Raw genomic sequence first — 17,726 nt, forward strand, 5'->3', positions numbered from 1 at the left:
ATTTGCCCTACCTTTGTACCCTTAACGCATGATATTAAAATCCACTATCGACCGTATTATGGAAGCCACCGACATTGTGGAGGTGATAGGGGATTTTGTGCAGTTAAAAAAGCGGGGCGCCAATTATGTTGGCCTTTCGCCGTTTGTCAATGAGCGTACACCGTCATTCACGGTATCGCCGGCTAAGGGTATTTTTAAAGATTTCTCATCGGGTAAAGGGGGCAGCGCGGTTACTTTTTTAATGGAGCTGGAAAAGTTTACTTATCCGGAAGCGTTAAAATGGCTGGCCAAAAAGTACGGCATTGAGGTGGAAGAAACCCAGGAAGCGCCCGAGGATAGGGAAGCCGAGAACCGCCGCGAAAGTTTGATGATCGTATCGGGCTTTGCAGCTAAGTTTTTCCATGAAAGTTTATTGGAGACAGATGAAGGCCGGAATATAGGTCTGAGCTATTTCAAAGAGCGCGGTTTCACCACCGAAATAATCAATAAATTTGAGTTAGGCTACTCGCCCGATCAGTGGGAGGCTTTCTCATCGCAAGCGGTTAAAGAGGGTTATCAGCCGGAGTTTTTAATTGAAAGCGGCCTATCTGTTAAGCGTGAAAATGGCTCTTTATATGACCGTTATCGCGGTAGGGTAATTTTCCCTATCCATAGTTTTACCGGCCGGGTAATTGCCTTTGGTGGCCGTACATTGAAGACCGATAAAAACGTACCCAAATACGTTAACTCACCCGAGTCGGAAATCTACCACAAATCAAACGTTTTATACGGGCTTTACCATGCTAAAAAATCTATCCGCGAGGAAGATAACTGCTACCTGGTAGAAGGTTATGCCGATGTTATATCCGTACATCAGGCGGGTATTGAAAACGTAGTGGCTTCATCGGGTACTTCGTTAACCGTTGAGCAGATCAGGCTCATTAGCAGGTTAACTAAAAATATCACCATTTTATATGATGGCGATGCGGCGGGTATCAAGGCATCTTTGCGTGGCCTTGATATGATCCTGGAGGAAGGGCTGAACGTTAAAGTTGTACTTTTCCCTGACGGTCATGACCCTGACTCGTATGTGCGGCTGGTGGGTACATCCGCCTTTAAAAAACACATTGAGGAGAGTAAAAAAGACTTCATCCTTTACAAAACTAACCTCCTGTTAAAAGAGGCAGGTAACGATCCTATCCGTAAAGCCGAAGTAATAAGAGATATTGTTGAAAGCATTGCCAAAATACCTGATTCTATTAAAGCCTCGGTATTTGTTAAGGAATGCAGCCATATATTACAGATAGATGAGCGCGCACTGCTTTCTGAGCTGAATAAAATGCGGCAGGCTAAAGCCAAAAAGGATGGCGAGCGGCAACAGCAATCAACACCAAGAAACGATGAGCCTCCTGAAGATCTGTTTTTTGACCCCGAGCCTCAAACTCGGGAAGAGGATGCCAGTCAGGAAAAGGAGATAGTGCGTTTACTTTTGTTATACGGCAATAAGGTGATTGACTGGGACGGCATTGCCAATACCTATATTGGTCCGTTTATGATAGCGGAGTTGAATGATGTTGACTTTGAAAATTCTGCCTGTAAAAAGTTTGTAGAAATATACAGTCGCGAAGTAGAGAATGGCGTATTGCCCGAAGAGCAGTATTTTATTCATTATGCCGATAAGGAAATTGTTGATCTCTCCATTACACTAATTACTACCAAATACACGTTAAGCGATAACTGGTACGAGATGCACCGCATAACCGTGCCTGATGAAACGGCCAATATGAAAGCCACTATTCTGAGCGCTATTTTTCATTTAAAGATGCATAAGGTAGGCAAATTGTTAGCCAATTTGCGCAAAGAGCTTCAAACGGCACAATCGCCGGAGGAGCAGGATATCTTGATGAGCCAGTATATGCGGATGAAAAAGGTAGAGAAATCTATATCAGATTATTTGGGATCGGTGATATTAAAGTAATGGCAAAGCACCTCGACTTAGGTAAAAAAGGCGAGCTGATGGCCAAACAACACCTGGAGCAACAGGGTTACGAGATATTAGATGAAAACTGGTGCCACGGCAAGGCCGAAATTGACCTGATTGCCTATAAAGACAAAGTGATTATATTTACCGAAGTAAAAACGCGCAGCGGCAACTATTTTGGTGAACCAGAGGATTTTGTTGACGCGCGCAAACAACGTATAATGGCACAAGCAGCCGACGAATACATTTACCTGATGAACCATCAGGGTGAGGTGCGTTTTGATATTGTGGCTATATTATTTAAAAACGAGCATAACTATAAACTAAACCATATTGAAGATGCCTTTTGGCCATCTGCAACTTAAACGCATGAAGAAAAGATCATTATTGTATATAGCAGCCATTACGCTGGCGGCCGCCGGTTGTAAAGAAGAAGATATTTATAAGAAGATAACCATTAGTCCGGATGCGGGCGTTACTGTTAAAGCGGGTGAAAGCGTTACTATTAAAGTTTCGTACCCTGAAGAGATAAAGCCAGATTCGATAGTTTACCTGTTGGATTCTACCCGTTTGGAAGCAAAGAAAGATGCTTCTCCGGTAGTGCTGAAAACAGATTCGATGCCATTAGGCCCAAAATCTATAACAGCCAGGTTTTTCCAGCAAGGCAAGCAGTATGATAAGGCTACCAACATTGTTGTGCTGGCTGCCCGCGCACCCGAAAAGCTGAGCTTTAAGGTGGAAAAAGTGTATCCGCATGATGTTACGTCTTACACAGAGGGTTTAGAATACCATGATGGTTATTTATACGAAAGTGATGGCGGCTACTTAGATCCGCCTCCCGGCGATGAGAAGATCGGTCCCTCAAGCTTGCGTAAAGTCGACCTAATTACAGGCAAGGTATTGCAATCGGTACAAAATGATCCGAAGGTTTTTGCCGAAGGGATAACAGTTATTGGTGATAAAATTGTTCAGCTAACCTATAGAGAGAAGATTGGATATGTTTATGACAAAAGCACTTTTAAGCTTTTAAAAACATTCAATAACAACGTGGGTATAGAAGGTTGGGGAATGACTTTTGATGGCAACAAAATATACATGGACGACAGTACCAATCGTTTATGGTTTTTAGACAAAGAAACCTACCAGCAAGTTGGATATGTGGATGTTTACGACGATAAAGGCCCTGTAAACTCCATAAATGAGTTGGAATACATAGACGGTAAAATTTACGCCAATGTATTTCAAACGGATGACATTATTGTAATTGACCCCAAAACAGGTGCTGTGTTGCAGAAAATAGACTTTAAAAGTTTGTATCCAAAACGCAATAATAAAGCGGATGTATTTAATGGTATTGCCTGGGATGCTAAAGGCAAGCGCATGTTTGTTACCGGTAAGTTTTGGGATAAGTTGTTTCAGGTAAAATTAGCCCCCCCCGCCCCCTAAAGGGGGAGCTATTAGCTTAAAACGCAAAAAGCCGTTCTTGCATTTTATAGAACGGCTTTTTGCGTTTATGTTCCCCCTTTCAGGGGGTAGGGGCCTATCTCCAGGCCTTATACTGATTAATCAAACCATTGGTTGATGAATCGTGCGATGATACCTCATCGTTATTTTTCAACTCAGGTAATATTTTGCCGGCTAATTGTTTGCCCAGCTCAACACCCCATTGGTCAAAGCTGTAAATGTTCCAGATAATGCCTTGCACAAATATTTTATGCTCATACATAGCCAATAATGAACCTAATGAGCGTGGGGTGATCTTTTTAACCAAAATTGAGTTGGTTGGCCGGTTACCTTCAAATACTTTAAACTGCGCCAGTTTCGCAATTTCTTCTTCTGATTTTCCAGCTGCTTTTAACTCAGCAACTACCTCATCTTCGGTTTTACCATTCATCAATGCTTCTGTTTGCGCAAAGAAGTTAGATAAAAGCATGTTATGGTGCTCGCCCAACGGATTGTGCGATTGTGCAGGAGCAATGAAATCACAAGGAATTAATTTGGTTCCTTGATGTATTAATTGGTAAAAAGCATGCTGACCATTGGTGCCGGGCTCTCCCCAAATAATTGGTCCGGTTGAGTAATCAACAGGCTCGCCGTTACGATCAACATATTTACCATTACTTTCCATATCGCCTTGCTGGAAGTAAGCTGCAAAACGGTGCATGTATTGGTCGTATGGTAAAATGGCTTGTGTCTCTGCACCAAAAAAGTTGTTGTACCAAATGCCTAATAAAGCAACAATAACAGGCAGGTTTTCGTGCGCTTCGGCAGTTTTAAAGTGGTTATCCATGGCGTGGGCACCGGCTAATAACTCGGTAAAGTTATCAAAGCCAACACCTAATGATATTGACAAACCAATAGCGCTCCATAATGAATAACGACCGCCAACCCAATCCCAAAACTCAAACATGTTTTTGGTATCAATGCCAAACTTGCTCACGCCATCAGCATTAGTTGAAAGTGCCGCAAAGTGCTTGGCAACATCATCGTCGTTACCACCACTGGTAATAAACCATTCGCGTGCGCTGTGGGCGTTAGCCATGGTTTCCTGCGTAGTAAATGTTTTTGATGCTATCAGAAACAAGGTTGTTTCAGCATTTAAGCCTTTAAGCGTTTCGGCTATATGGGTACCATCAACGTTTGATACAAAATGCAGGTTTAAATGATTTTTGTAAGCTTTTAGAGCCTCTGTAACCATTACCGGTCCAAGATCAGAGCCACCAATACCAATATTTACAACATCAGTAATAGCTTTCCCTGTGTAGCCTTTCCAGCTACCAGATATTACAGCATCGCTAAACTCCTTCATATGTGCCAAAACGCTGTTCACATCAGGCATCACATCTTTACCATCTACATAAACCGGTGTGTTGCTTTGGTTGCGTAAAGCAGTGTGTAACACCTGTCTTCCTTCGGTAGCGTTAATTGCTTCGCCGTTAAACATAGCGGCAATTGCCTCATTTAAACTACATTCTTTGGCTAACTGTAGCAAAAGTGCTAATGTTTCGTCATTGATGCGGTTTTTTGAGTAATCAAGCAGTATATCCTCAAATTTTATTGAGAATTTTTTAAATCGCTCATTGTCAGATGCGAATAGGTCTTTCATTGTAGCCCCCGCCATATCTATATAATGGTCGCTCAGGTATTTGTAAGCGTCGGTGGTAGTGAAGTTAATGTTTGGCAGCATAGTTGTTTAAAGGTTAACTGTAGCAAAATTAGAATTTAAAATTTAGCACAATAGTAAATTTTAAGTTTATAACGCCAATTAATACGAACACGTTTGCAAAAATTGCAATAATGTTATAATGAAATTAATAAAATGATATTTTATTAGTCTTTTTAGTTCCGTTTCTTAAATCTTAGTTGCAGATATTTGTGTATTTAATAATAAAAATTAAATTTTTTCATCAAATTGATAATTAACTTTTAAAATACATCAGCGTTATGTTTGAAAAATTATTCACGCTTGTTAAAAGTAACGCCGGGACGGCTGTTATTAACAACCCTCTAATTCCTGTTAAAAATCATGAAGCTATTATAAACGAGGCGTCGAGTTCTATTATTGATGTTTTAAAAGGCAATATCGAAACCGGAAGATTGAAGGAATTGGTAAAGTATTTTCAGTTTGCGGGTATCTACAACGGGAACCCGTTAATTGGAACTACTGTAAACAAATTTGCAAACAGATTAAATAACTACTACGGTTTAGATCCGCAAGATGCGATGGATACCGCTAAAGCATTAATTCCGCAGGTTATGCAGCAATTGATCAAACAATCGCAAAATAAAATTGAAGGCGAGTTTTCCCTAACCCATTTATTAGATCTGATAATTGGAAACAACAATGCTGCCGCTAAACAACTGGCTGTAGCCTAACATATTTTTATACCTATGAAAAGAGAGCCTGCTCACTACGAGCAGGTTTTTTTTATATTTGCTACATGACTAAAGAACAGATCCAGGATTTAAGGGATAGATTAGTTTCCCTGAGGAGGCATCTTTGACATCGATACTAAACTTGATGCACTAAAAGAAGAGCAGGAAATAACATTAGGCCCTAATTTTTGGGACCACCCAAAAGAAGCCGAAAAGGTATTAGCATCCATAAAAGCGAAGAAGATCTGGACAGACGAGTATCAACACGTAGCATCGGTAATTGATGATGCAGCCGTTATGTTAGATTTTTTTAAAAGCGGAGACGCCACGGAAGCGGAATTTAAAGAACAGTATGACCTTGCCGTTAAGGTGGTTGAAGAACTGGAATTTAAAAACATGCTATCAGCCGAAGAGGACCAACTAAACGCTGTACTGCAGATCACTGCCGGTGCCGGTGGTACCGAGAGCTGTGACTGGGCCGGAATGTTGATGCGTATGTACATTATGTGGGGCGAAAAGAACGGCTATAAAGTAACCGAGCAGGATTTTCAGGAAGGGGAGTCGGCTGGGGTTAAAACGGTAACCTTACAGTTAGAAGGCGAATTTGCCTACGGTTATTTAAAGGGCGAGAACGGTGTGCATCGTTTAGTTCGTATCTCTCCGTTTGACTCCAATGCCAAGCGCCATACATCTTTTGCATCTGTATATGTATATCCGCTGGTTGATGATACGATAGAAATTGAAGTTAACCCTGGCGATATTGAGTTTGAAACTTTTAGGGCAGGCGGTGCAGGCGGACAAAACGTAAACAAAGTGGAAACTGCTGTGCGTTTATATCACAAACCATCGGGCATTATCATCAAAAACCAGGAGTCGCGCTCACAACTTCAAAATAAAGACAATGCTATACGCTTGCTAAAATCGCAGTTGTATGAAATTGAGATGCGCAAGCGCCAGGAGGCAACCAATAAAATTGAGGGTAATAAAAAGAAGATAGAGTGGGGCTCGCAGATACGTAACTATGTATTGCATCCGTACAAGTTGGTAAAAGATCTGCGTACAGACCACGAAACATCAAATGCCCAGGCTGTATTAGATGGCGACCTTAACGACTTTTTAAAAGCCTACTTAATGGAGTTTGGGGGAAATAAATAAAATGCTAAGCCTGCGTTAGCTAATAACGCAGGCAAAACATAACAAGGTAACCCCGGTTTAAATCAAAACGTTAACTAAACTTTATATCCATGAAAATCAAAAAAGTTCTAATAGGTATTGATAACAGCAATATTGCTGAACATGCTGCTCAATATGGTTTTGAATTAGCTGTAGCTTTTAAAGCAGAAGTTGGATTGGTTAACGTGGTTGAGCCCATTGTAGCGCCAATGGGGGGCAGTATTGACCCGATGGGAGGTACTTCTCTACCGGAAATGACTTCGGTTGATGCCGAACTGATGGATATCCAAAATCAGAGCTCAAAAAAACTGGTAGACCGTATTGCTGATGAATTCGGCGCAGGATTATCTGTAACGCATTTCACTGAATTTGGCGATACAGCCGATGGGATTTTACAAGCTTGCGCAGAGTTTAATGCTGATGTAATTGTTGTGGGTACACACAGCCGTAGTGGCTTGGATAGATTACTGATGGGTAGTGTTGCTGAGCACGTGGTGCGCCATGCTATGGTTCCGGTATTTGTGGTGCCTTTACCTCATCATGAAGAGTAAGTAATTCAGGCTGTTAATACAACAGCCTGAATTTTATAGTATGCTCAATGGCTTTTAATTCGTTTAATACCTGGGTATCATAACCTGTATTAACATCGGTAATAACGTAGCCAATTTGTGGGTTGGTAACCAGAAACTCACCTACTATGTTAATATTATGGCGCGCAAATACATCATTTATCTTAGCCAGAATACCCGGTACATTTTTATGAATGTGTATGAGTCGGTGTGAGTTGCTTACCCTTGGCGGTTGCAGATCCGGAAAGTTACAGCTGGTGTGCGTCTTACCCTCGTTCATAAAAGCAATTACACGCTTAGGCAAAAAGTCGTCGCTGCGGGGGTTGTGTTTTGGGTCATCAAAAATAATGATGCCGTTCTCGCATGCTGCTTCAGACAGTCTTCGGCCCACTTTGCCAAAGCAGCCAATAACCTTCAATCTTCCGGCTTTAGCTACTTGTTCTGATGTTGGCTGGTTAGCTTCATCGCAAAGTAAAACGCCCGCTTCTTCCAGGTATTTTTCTTCTATCTTTTCGCGCTGACGCAGGTTGTAACCTTCTTTGCGCATTTGTGCCAGTACATCTTCTTCAATATCGCCAATAACTAAACACTTTATACGGTTTTTGGGGTAGGAGATGGCACGCGGCAGCTTGTTGATGTACAAAAACTCATCAAAGCTCGGAGTAATGTGATCGGCTTTTTCTGCTACTGATTTCCGCTCAATATTCTCGGTAAAGGCAAAGAACTTTTTGATCATGCCCGACTCCTTCAACTGGAAATCTGAGTAACCATCGCCAATACCATAGATGTCGCCTTCCAGTTTAAGTTCTTCCAGCAATTTAACCTTGCCGCCTTCCTGAGATAGCGGGTTCTCGCGGTCATACCCTACAATGTTGCCTTCGTCATCAAAAACAAAAGTATTGGCGTATATATTTTCTTTTTTAATATGATACTCGGTAACAACAGGTGTGATAAACTCTTTAAATCCGCCCGATACGATCAAAACCTCATCCTGATGGTTTTTAAAAAAAATGGTGTTGCGTGAAAAAGAAGTTGATACTTTTTTCTTCAGATGACTTATCAGCAGTTTTAAATGCTCGCGGTTGGCCTGTAATAGCTTAACACGGTTTTCAAGACTCTGACTAAATGACAACCTTCCCTCCATAGAGGCATTGGTAAGGTCTTCTATCTGTTGGTAAATTTTCTCTCTGTCGGGGTGGTTTTTAAGAGATATTCGGGCAAGTTCGTCCAGCGCTTCAACTTGTGTAAATGTGCTGTCAAAATCTATAATAAAATACTGGCTCATTCTGTTTTGTATATGCAAAGGTGCAATTTTTGCGCGAGGTTTTGTAAAAGATAGCGGTAATCTTACATAAAACTTGTTTATCGGTTAAACCTTTGCACAATGTTTTGTCTAATAATTTGTTATTGTAATGAATAAATAAGCCATGAAAAAGTTGATTGTTTTTGTTTTATCGGTAGTAACTTTATCATCCTGCTCAACACGTTATAATTATTACGTGGCAGCACTTAACCGTACAAACTTAAGCGCATACCGAACGTTTTCGTGGATGCAGCCCCCGGGTGGTGCAGCTCAGCCATCCATTTCAGTTACCGATGCTAAAATAAAGGATGCAGCAGCGCAAGCCTTAACCCAAAAAGGTTTGACCATGCAGCAGCAAAATCCTGATCTGTTAGTGAGCTACTCAAAAGTTGAAGGCAGAGGCAGCCGTACTAATTATTATCCAATGTACGTTGGCGGTGGCTTTTATCCTGGCTTTGGCTGGGGTTGGGGTGGTTTAGGTTGGGGAGGCTTTGGTTGGGGCGGTTTTGGCTACGGCGGATGGTACAACCCTTATTTTTATGGCCCGTCATACTATGCAGGTACAACTGTACAACGAGAGCATTTCAAAGAAGGTACTTTGGTTATTGATTTAATTGACAATCGCTCAAAGCAATTGGTTTGGCGTGGTTACGGCGTAGGCGAAGTGCGTAATAACCAGCAAAAGGATATAGAAGATCTGCCTAAAGTAGTATCGGGGATATTTGAACAGCTGAGTTTGGCACCATCATCAGCGCCTCCGGCAGGTGGAAGCGGAAGAGGCTACAGAACAAGTTCTTCAAGATAAATTAAAAAGGAAGCTAAGCTATAGCTTCCTTTTTTTGTTTATTATGTAAATACCAGGTTGCAAACGCCAACCCTGCTATAAATAAAACTATCAGCCAGTTGTCAAGCGGTAGGCAATTTGGGTCATATCCGGTTGGATCATCAGGATCTCCACTGGCAGGTACTTCACAGTCTGCAAAAGTAGCCCCGCTTGTAAGCAACAATGAAACTAACAGAACTAAAATTTTTCTAATTTTTTGCATGCTATTGTTTAAAGTTTAACAAATTTAGTTGAAGCTAATCGTTTTTTGCTGGTGTTGTCAATTAACTCAACGGTATAATTTCCGGGCAGTAATGATGTTAAATTTTCCTGGCCTGTTTTCGAGTTGTGTAACGATGATAGCACTCTTAAACCTACTGAATTGTAAATAGCCATACTTATTGAGCCCTTAACATCTTCTTTTACATCAAACATAAGGAAATTGCTTACCGGATTAGGATATAAGCTGAACACCTGATCTTTATTATCCTCAGGTTTTATTATAACAATTGAAGTGTAAGTAGTGCCGTAAATGTCTGTTTGTTTAAGCCTATAGTAAACTAACGAGTTCGATGCGGTTTTATCTACAAAACCGTAGTCGCCTTTAGCAGTAGACATTGAATTGTTTACCCCCTCAAAAGTTTTGTTGTCTAAGCTTCTTTCCAGTTCAAAATAGGTGTAAGTATATTCGTTTTGGGTTTTCCAATGTAAAATATTCTGTCCTTTACTTCTGTTACCTGTAAACGACGCAAGTTGGTAGGGCGGTAGTTTCTTTAAAGTGATAACTACCTCAAAGCGGGTATCGCCAAAAGTTAAAGGGTTGGTTTTATCAACACTGAAGTTATAAGCGGAGTTAACGCGAAGGTTAATCGAGTCCGTTTTAAAATGATCCATTAACCATACATCATATTTATCAGGTATATTTGATACATCCAGCTTGTTTATAGTAAAATTGCCACTGGCATTACTATTTACACTTAAAAACACAGAAGTCTTTTTTTCATTCAGCGGTTGCGATGCTATGGCTACCTGATACTTATCGGCAGTAGTGGCGCCAAAGAACACATTTTGACCACTACCATTTAAATCATCGGCATCTTCAGTGTCTAAATAATTTTCAATGTAATCTTTTGAAAAACGTAATTGGGCAAAGTCATAGTTTGAGCTGTCTTGCACCATTTGCAGCCTGATATTTCCGGCTAACGCCTCTTTAACAGGCGCACCCATTAATAGTGTTAATGGCTGACCATTAGACTTTAATGATTCTGAAAAAGCTATTGAGCTTACATCTTTGTTAGCTTTTACAAAGAAACCCTGCCCGCTGGCTATTGTTACTGGTAAAGTGTTGGTAGTAACGCTATTACCTCCTGGTGTGTAAGTATATACGAAGCCTGTAGTGCCTGTTAAAGCAGAATCTACAATAGTTATAGAAGATGGGTACGGATTTCCGACTAAATTAAACCCTGTGCCTCCTTTTTGTAACGTGTAGGTAAAGTTCTGCTGGTTTAAGGTGCCAGATTGCAAACCAACCACATCGGCCTCTGGAGCAGAAAAGCTTCCGCCGGTTTTTATCAGCTTTCCTAATATATTTGAATTGTTACCTCTAAAATAAAAATAGAAGCCCTGGCCTACTTTGACAGTACCTGTAGCAAGTGAGGTAGGAGATGTAAAGGTGCCCCTGCCGGCATTATTATAAACCAAAATTGTGGCACCATTCGCGGTATAACCAGTTGGCTGATCCCAGCCGTTGGCGCTGCCGCCTGTTCCGGTTATTGGCAAATTAGTTTTTAAACTGTTGAAGTTAGCTGTTGCAGATGATGTTACGGGAATACTTGATGAGTTGTTAACAGGTGTGCTTAATAACCTCCAGCCGCGTTTACTTATATTTCCGCCTGAAAAATAACGTTGAACGGTAACAATGCCGGTTACACTTGCGCCTGATGGTATCGCTGCCACTCCTGCTGTGCCTGTAACGTCTGAGTTTAAGGTTAACAAATTACTTGTTGCAAATGTAGTTGTGCCAGACATAGTTATTATACCGCCCGCAGCAACAGCAAATTGGTTGCCCGAAAGTGTTTTAGTACGATTGCCGGAAGTGCTGCCTAATGATAAATTATAAAACACAACCGGTTTAGTGGTATTTGAATTAGTAATTGTTTGATCTCCGTTACGGTTGAACCTAACTGTGCCGGCAGTGGCTGTAAAAGAGCCTGTACTGGTATTAGTAAAGTCGTTAGTGGTGTTAATTGTTCCCTGCGATGTAAATGCGCTGGAATTAGAAAATGTGCCGCCGTTGGTTAACGTTAACGTAGCGCCCGAAGCTACACTTGATGTACCCCCTGATATGGTAATGGTGGTGTTGTTGTTGCCATTGTTACCATCCGTTATGGTGGCATTAGCATTGGTTTGGACTTCAATACCGTTTGAAACCGTTAAGGCAGAGTTGTTGGCTAATGTTAAAACAGGGGTATTGTAGCTACCAAAAAATAACTTATTCATGGTCCTGCTGCCTCCAGTGTTGGGTTGATTAGATCCAGTATAAGCCACTACGCCAATGCGCACAATGTCAGAATTACTTGATGGTACATCTGTTGAAGTATTCAGGTTTTTTTTCCATGTCCCGGCAGTTGTCCATGATGCATCGCTCCCTATCCAATCATAAACATTGCCGCTCGGGCTGGCCGGTGCTGTTGTGCCCGCCGTAGTTGGGTTAATAGGTGTAACACTATTTGTGTACTGCTGAGCATAATTATCATCAGCAGTAGAACTTACCGACCATGAAATAGATGAAGGAAAGCTGCTGTAAAAAGGATTACGCCCCTTTAATACCAAAAAATAGTTTATAACATTAGTAGTAGTCCCATCGCTGTTACCCGTGCTATAGTATTTTTCAGAAGATGGCAGGTTCACTTGAGATGTACCATTGTTATAAACGCTTAGATCAGTTATTTTAGATGCAGGAGAAGCGGTTGAAAGCACCGCGCTTGTTGTTTTCCACAGTGCGCCGCTTTCAAACAGTGCCTGCGAATCGCCGGTAGCTTTGCAAACAAATCTACCTATAAAAATATCGCCCCGTATATTGACATTTACGCCATATGGGATAGCGTCAACAATGCCTGGATAGATGGCTGTTGTTATACCTTTATCAGCTCCTGTTATGGGTATGTATTCAAGCTTTTGTTGATAAAAATTGAAATTATCCCATTGAAATCTGTTAGCGGTAGTAGTTGAACATTCTAAAAATGAATAATTATAGGTGTTGAGGTCAATACTGTCATAGTTACCAATGTTATAACCGCCGCCGCCATTAGTGTAACTTGAAAGCGTATTGGTGGTTTTATTTAATACAAAAATATAATAAGCGCCCGTAGCATTTTTTACAATGCGAATTTGATAAGTATCTGTACTAAGCGGTAAAGGAATGCTGATGCCGTTATCTTTTGCAGTATTAGCGGCATTATATTTCATCATTAACTTTAATGAAGTACCGCTAACTGTAACATATAAACCTAATGTGTTATTTGTGCTAACATATGAGCTGGCAATGAGCCAGTATCTCCATGAATCTGTTGCCGTTGATGTACTGGCAGTAATATTATTCGTTGCATCGCCTGGAGCTGTAGTGCCTCCAACATTTCTGTAATCAAATTCCCACTCCCAAACCCTGTTTCCTAAACTAATTCCACCAGCACCTGTGTTGCTCATAAAGCTCCACTGCAGGTAACCAACCTGGTTAAGCGCCAATGACGATAAGGTATTGCCAGATATACCGCCACTTGTAACCATGCCAATGGTAGCATTTGATGGTATTACGGAACCACAACCAGGAAAATAGGTACTGGGTGTACCCGGCGTAGCAGATGTGAACGGATTGAAATAATATTCTCTGGGCGTGTTAGTTTGATCATAAGATTGCGCTAACAACTTTGTAAAACAAAATGTAAAACCTATTGTTAAAGTACAAGCAAGTAAGTTACAGAATATTTTTTTTTGCATAGGGCATAAGGTATCACCACGCACTCAATCAAAAATTATGCGGGCATAATTTTTTAGCAGAAAAAATAACTATTCGTTGTGGTTTTGTTAATAAACTCACACTCAGGTAGTCTTTCGATTAAATAAAAGCGGTTTTAATTATAAAAAGTGGCACTTTAACTGTGTTAAAACGGGGTTAAATTTCTACGTTTTGGGGCTTATATTGCCCGTATTTTTTATTTTATAATTCGCTCAAAAATTCAGAAACTTGTTTAGTGTAACCTCGTTTAATGAGTTACATTCTGTATGACCAAAAATTATCTTGCCGTTTACTGTTTTTTCTTAATCGTTTTTGCTCAATCTGCAACGGCGCAGCGTCAGCTAGTTACAGAAACCGCCCGACAGCAACTGAATAGTATTGCAACAGATGCAGCTAACAGATTTTCTATTTTAAAGCAACGTGCCATTGCTGATGCGCCGGGCAAAGGATGGGCAGTTGAGCGGCTAACCATAAACGGTGGGATTATTTCTCTTCAGGGGATAGATTCATTAGGTTTTCCGGTTTACCTTGTTACGCATAACAATACAACAGCCGCAGCTACAAGCGGAACCAACCAACTACAGCCGGGCGGTTCTGCCGGACTCAATCTTTCGGGATCAAGCGCATTTCTGAATGGTAAGTTTGCCATGTGGGATGGCGGGAACATACTTGTTACACATCAGGAATTTAATGGAAAAACAATAACGCTTGGTGATAATAGCAGTGCAATAGATCATGCTACGCACGTAGCCGGTACACTAACCGCTAAAGGCGTATATGCTCCCGCTAAAGGGATGGCATTTGGCGCAAACACGCTGTCTACTTTTGATTTTAATAATGATATTGCCGAAATGAGTGCGGCGGCTTCTAACCTGCTGCTATCTAATCACTCATACGGTGAAGTAGGTGGATGGAATTATAATAGCAGCGACCTTAGATGGGAATGGTCTGGATTGCCCGGAGATAATGTTGATTACAAATTTGGTTTTTATGGCCAGCGCACCCGTGATTTTGACCGGATAGCGCATAACGCGCCATATTATTTGATAGTTGAGTCGGCCGGTAATAACCGTAATAGCAACGGCCCGGCAGTTGGTCAGCCTTACTATGGGTACGCAAGCGCTGCTAATCAAAGTTTTGTAAACAAAGGTCCGCGCCCGGCAGATATCAGTAATAACGACGGCTATGATATTATTACTGTTACCGGAAATGCAAAGAATATATTAACAGTTGGCGCCATTAATCCGCTTCCCTTTGGTCCGTCAATAGGCAGCGATATTTCAATTGCCAGCTTTAGCAGCTGGGGGCCAACTGATGACGGAAGGATAAAACCCGATCTGGTTGCTGATGGTGTGAATATGCTTTCAACAAGCAGCAATGGTGTTCAATCTTACAGTATGCTTTCGGGTACATCATTTTCTGCGCCAACAGTTACCGGGTCATTGCTTTTGTTGCAGGAATATTACGCTCAAAAAAACGGCAGTAACTTTATGCGTGCTGCCACCTTAAAGGGGCTTGCCTGCCATACAGCCCTGGATGCCGGCCGGCCTGGTCCTGATTATATTTATGGCTGGGGCTTGCTAAACATGCCTAAGGCAGCACAGGCAATCACAGAGAATGGCGACAAGAGCGTGATCAGCGAGCGTGTGCTTACGCAGGGGCAATTGCAAACATTCACAGTTACTGCATCTGGTAACGGTCCTTTAATCGCAACAATTTCATGGACGGATGTTGAAGGGGCGCCAACCACCGAAGGAACCATAAACAGCCGTGTGCCTAAATTGATCAATGACCTGGATATCAGGATAAGCGATGGCGTTAATACTTTTCGTCCCTGGGTATTAGACCCATCTCAACCGTCGCAGCCAGCCATACAGGGCGATAATATTCTTGACAACATTGAGCAGATATACATACCGGGAGCTGTGCCGGGCAAAAACTATATAGTAACTATTTCTAACAAGGGAACATTACAGGGCGGATCACAAGCTTATTCTGTTATTATTACCGGAATTGGTGGTAGCGGATATTGTGCATCATCGCCAACTTCGGCGGCCGACTCACGTATTAACCAGCTAACATTTTCAAATATTAATTACTTAGCACAAACGGGTTGTACATCATATACAGACAATACCGGTCTAACCGTTCAGTTAGAGCGTGGCAAAACTTACCCGCTAAATTTAACCTTAGGCACTTGCGGAAATAATTTCAATAAGGCAGCAAAAATTTTTATAGACTGGAATAGTAACGGCACATTTGAAGCGAATGAACTGGCAGCCACAAGTACGGTGGTGAATGGAACAGCTATATTTAATACCAATATTATTGTGCCCGGTACTGTTGTGCCTGATAATTATAGTTTGATGCGCGTGGTCTTAGTTGAAACCAACGATGTTGCAACCATACAAGCTTGCGGCAGTTATGCCAAAGGCGAAACGCAGGATTACCGGGTACGCTTTATACAAACCGCTACCGATGTTGGCGTAAAAGAAATTATAGACCCACAGGCTTCCGGAACGTGCAGCGGTGTAACGCCGGTTACGGTTAAAGTGAAAAATTATGGCAGCGCTGTTGTTAACAATTTTCCGGTTACTGTGACTATAAAGTCTGGTAATAATTTAATAACAACCATAACCGAAAACTACATAGGAACCCTGGGCCCGCTTGAGGAAGACAACTTCACGTTAAATAGCACATTTAATGCTGTTGCAGGCGTTACTTATACTATTACCGCAGTAACACGCTTAGCAGATGATGGTATAACTGTCAATGATTCTGCTACCGAAACCACACAGGTTTTGAGTACCCCGCCGCCGGCATCACTTTCTGCCTTATATTGCACTGACACGAAACGTTATATACTAAATGGCCAGGGGGATGGACAGTTATTTTGGTACCAAAACGCTAATGATGCGCTGCCTATAGCTTATGGTCAGAACGCCTTTACTTCAACAGCACCGGTAAACAATACTTTTTATGCCGGTTTGAATGATTTCAGAGCCTTGGTTGGCCCCGCCACCAAAAACGTTTTTTCGGCAGGTGGGTATAATCAATTTACATCTTCTGTTTTTGTTACAACTGCGGTACCGCTTGTGATTCAAAGTGCGCGTTTGTACATCGGAAATTCGGGCGCCATAACTTTTAATGTTCAGGATGCCAATGGTCAGGTTGTTTCTACTACAACAATTTTTGCTACAGCAACACGCAGAAACCCTGCGCCCGGTCCCTTGAGTGATGACCCAACAGATGCGGGCAGAATTTATAATCTAAACCTTACCTTGCCTGCGGCAGGAAAGTACACAATTAGCGTTGTTTATGAAGGCAATGCTACCCTGTACAGAAGCAACGGGGGGGTATTTGGATACCCGTATAAAGCCGGTGATGTCTTTAGCATATCGGGTAATGACGCCACCGCTGCCACAGACGCAGAGTATTACAAAAACTTTTACTATTACTTCTATAACATGCGTGTCAGGAGCCTGGGATGTGCGTCGTCGCAACGCAAGGCTGTTACGCTGACAACACCGGTTGTTACACAAATATCACCAACAACATTACAATCAAATTTCACTGCCGGAAACCAATGGTATCTTGATGGTAATTTAATTGAAGGTGCAACAGCACAAACGTACAACGCAGTTCAAAGTGGTAATTACACCGTTAGCGTTTTAAGCGCTACCGGATGTAACGTAATGTCAGACACTTTTGCCTTTGCTTTAAAAGCAATTAACCCTGATAAAAACACCGAAATTGGCTTGGCCATGTTCCCTGTACCTGCTAACAGGGTGCTAAATATTTTGATGGAAACTAAAACGGCGCAAAAACTAACCATTGATCTGATCAACAGCGCAGGCAAAACTGTTTTCAGGTACACCAAGGATGTTGCAGCAGGTCCATTTAGTACCCTGCTTGATGTTTCTCAGTATCCTCCGGGAACATATGTTGTAAGAGTGGTACTTGGCCAGGCCGATTACTCTAAAAAGGTTATTATATCACGCTGATAA

General features: G+C 41.7%; 12 protein-coding genes. 8 read left to right on the plus strand and 4 right to left on the minus strand.

Going from position 1 to position 17,726, the window contains the following annotated elements:
* Nucleotides 1–28 precede the first annotated feature (28 nt).
* Genes dnaG through CLV57_RS06335 form a run of 3 tightly spaced genes read left to right on the plus strand, consistent with a single transcriptional unit; the run spans nt 29 to nt 3,406 of the window.
* Nucleotides 29–1,957, plus strand: coding sequence for a DNA primase (dnaG, locus tag CLV57_RS06325; protein WP_100340468.1), 1,929 nt, complete (start codon nt 29–31; stop codon nt 1,955–1,957).
* Complete coding sequence (locus CLV57_RS06330) at nt 1,957–2,325, plus strand: YraN family protein (protein WP_100340469.1); 369 nt, start codon at nt 1,957–1,959, stop codon at nt 2,323–2,325. Before dnaG ends, CLV57_RS06330 begins: the two co-directional genes overlap by 1 nt.
* A 4-nt stretch (nt 2,326–2,329) precedes the next feature.
* Complete coding sequence (locus CLV57_RS06335) at nt 2,330–3,406, plus strand: glutaminyl-peptide cyclotransferase (protein WP_100341332.1); 1,077 nt, start codon at nt 2,330–2,332, stop codon at nt 3,404–3,406.
* Between the two features lie 94 nt (nt 3,407–3,500).
* Here the strand turns inward: CLV57_RS06335 and pgi are convergent, their stop codons facing one another.
* A complete protein-coding gene (gene pgi / locus CLV57_RS06340) occupies nt 3,501–5,147 on the minus strand; it encodes a glucose-6-phosphate isomerase (protein ID WP_100340470.1) in 1,647 nt (548 codons plus the stop codon).
* Between the two features lie 257 nt (nt 5,148–5,404).
* Here pgi and CLV57_RS06345 point away from each other — a divergent pair, with 257 nt between their 5' ends.
* The 3 genes from CLV57_RS06345 (at nt 5,405) to CLV57_RS06355 (ending at nt 7,560) form a co-directional block, all read left to right on the plus strand.
* Nucleotides 5,405–5,836 carry a hypothetical protein gene (locus CLV57_RS06345; RefSeq protein WP_100340471.1) on the plus strand — a complete coding sequence of 144 codons (432 nt, stop codon included), beginning with the start codon at nt 5,405–5,407 and terminating at the stop codon, nt 5,834–5,836.
* A 65-nt stretch (nt 5,837–5,901) separates the two neighbouring features.
* A protein-coding gene (gene prfB, locus CLV57_RS06350) for a peptide chain release factor 2 (protein ID WP_157799080.1) occupies nt 5,902–6,991 on the plus strand; the annotation gives its coding sequence in 2 pieces (ribosomal slippage) (nt 5,902–5,961 and nt 5,963–6,991; 1,089 coding nt in all).
* An 89-nt stretch (nt 6,992–7,080) separates the two neighbouring features.
* Complete coding sequence (locus tag CLV57_RS06355) at nt 7,081–7,560, plus strand: universal stress protein (RefSeq protein ID WP_100340473.1); 480 nt, start codon at nt 7,081–7,083, stop codon at nt 7,558–7,560.
* A 13-nt stretch (nt 7,561–7,573) separates the two neighbouring features.
* Here the strand turns inward: CLV57_RS06355 and CLV57_RS06360 are convergent, their stop codons facing one another.
* The gene (locus CLV57_RS06360) at nt 7,574–8,863 is read right to left on the minus strand and encodes an HAD-IB family phosphatase (RefSeq protein WP_100340474.1); all 1,290 of its coding nucleotides are present in this window, start codon (nt 8,861–8,863) and stop codon (nt 7,574–7,576) included.
* Between the two features lie 142 nt (nt 8,864–9,005).
* Here CLV57_RS06360 and CLV57_RS06365 point away from each other — a divergent pair, with 142 nt between their 5' ends.
* Nucleotides 9,006–9,686 (plus strand): DUF4136 domain-containing protein, encoded by a 681-nt coding sequence (locus CLV57_RS06365; protein ID WP_100340475.1) that lies wholly within the window; start codon nt 9,006–9,008, stop codon nt 9,684–9,686.
* Nucleotides 9,687–9,699: 13 nt separating this feature from the next.
* Here the strand turns inward: CLV57_RS06365 and CLV57_RS06370 are convergent, their stop codons facing one another.
* Both CLV57_RS06370 and CLV57_RS06375 read right to left on the minus strand, forming a co-directional pair.
* Entirely contained in the window at nt 9,700–9,927 is a 228-nt protein-coding gene (locus CLV57_RS06370) for a hypothetical protein (protein ID WP_100340476.1), read from the minus strand.
* An 8-nt stretch (nt 9,928–9,935) separates the two neighbouring features.
* Nucleotides 9,936–13,628, minus strand: coding sequence for a T9SS type A sorting domain-containing protein (locus CLV57_RS06375; protein ID WP_157799081.1), 3,693 nt, complete (start codon nt 13,626–13,628; stop codon nt 9,936–9,938).
* Between the two features lie 357 nt (nt 13,629–13,985).
* Between CLV57_RS06375 and CLV57_RS06380 the strand changes: the two genes are divergently transcribed.
* Entirely contained in the window at nt 13,986–17,723 is a 3,738-nt protein-coding gene (locus tag CLV57_RS06380; protein ID WP_100340478.1) for a S8 family serine peptidase, read from the plus strand.
* Nucleotides 17,724–17,726 lie beyond the last annotated feature (3 nt).

It is taken from the genome of Mucilaginibacter auburnensis (assembly GCF_002797815.1).
Lineage (GTDB): Bacteria > Bacteroidota > Bacteroidia > Sphingobacteriales > Sphingobacteriaceae > Mucilaginibacter > Mucilaginibacter auburnensis.

Excerpts from the sequence above, each read along its gene's own strand:
- dnaG (WP_100340468.1), top strand. The coding sequence starts at position 29 with ATGATATTAAAATCCACTATCGACCGTATTATGGAAGCCACCGACATT.
- CLV57_RS06330 (WP_100340469.1), top strand. The coding sequence starts at position 1,957 with ATGGCAAAGCACCTCGACTTAGGTAAAAAAGGCGAGCTGATGGCCAAA.
- CLV57_RS06335 (WP_100341332.1), top strand. The coding sequence starts at position 2,330 with ATGAAGAAAAGATCATTATTGTATATAGCAGCCATTACGCTGGCGGCC.
- pgi (WP_100340470.1), bottom strand. The coding sequence starts at position 5,147 with ATGCTGCCAAACATTAACTTCACTACCACCGACGCTTACAAATACCTG.
- CLV57_RS06345 (WP_100340471.1), top strand. The coding sequence starts at position 5,405 with ATGTTTGAAAAATTATTCACGCTTGTTAAAAGTAACGCCGGGACGGCT.
- CLV57_RS06355 (WP_100340473.1), top strand. The coding sequence starts at position 7,081 with ATGAAAATCAAAAAAGTTCTAATAGGTATTGATAACAGCAATATTGCT.
- CLV57_RS06360 (WP_100340474.1), bottom strand. The coding sequence starts at position 8,863 with ATGAGCCAGTATTTTATTATAGATTTTGACAGCACATTTACACAAGTT.
- CLV57_RS06365 (WP_100340475.1), top strand. The coding sequence starts at position 9,006 with ATGAAAAAGTTGATTGTTTTTGTTTTATCGGTAGTAACTTTATCATCC.
- CLV57_RS06370 (WP_100340476.1), bottom strand. The coding sequence starts at position 9,927 with ATGCAAAAAATTAGAAAAATTTTAGTTCTGTTAGTTTCATTGTTGCTT.
- CLV57_RS06380 (WP_100340478.1), top strand. The coding sequence starts at position 13,986 with ATGACCAAAAATTATCTTGCCGTTTACTGTTTTTTCTTAATCGTTTTT.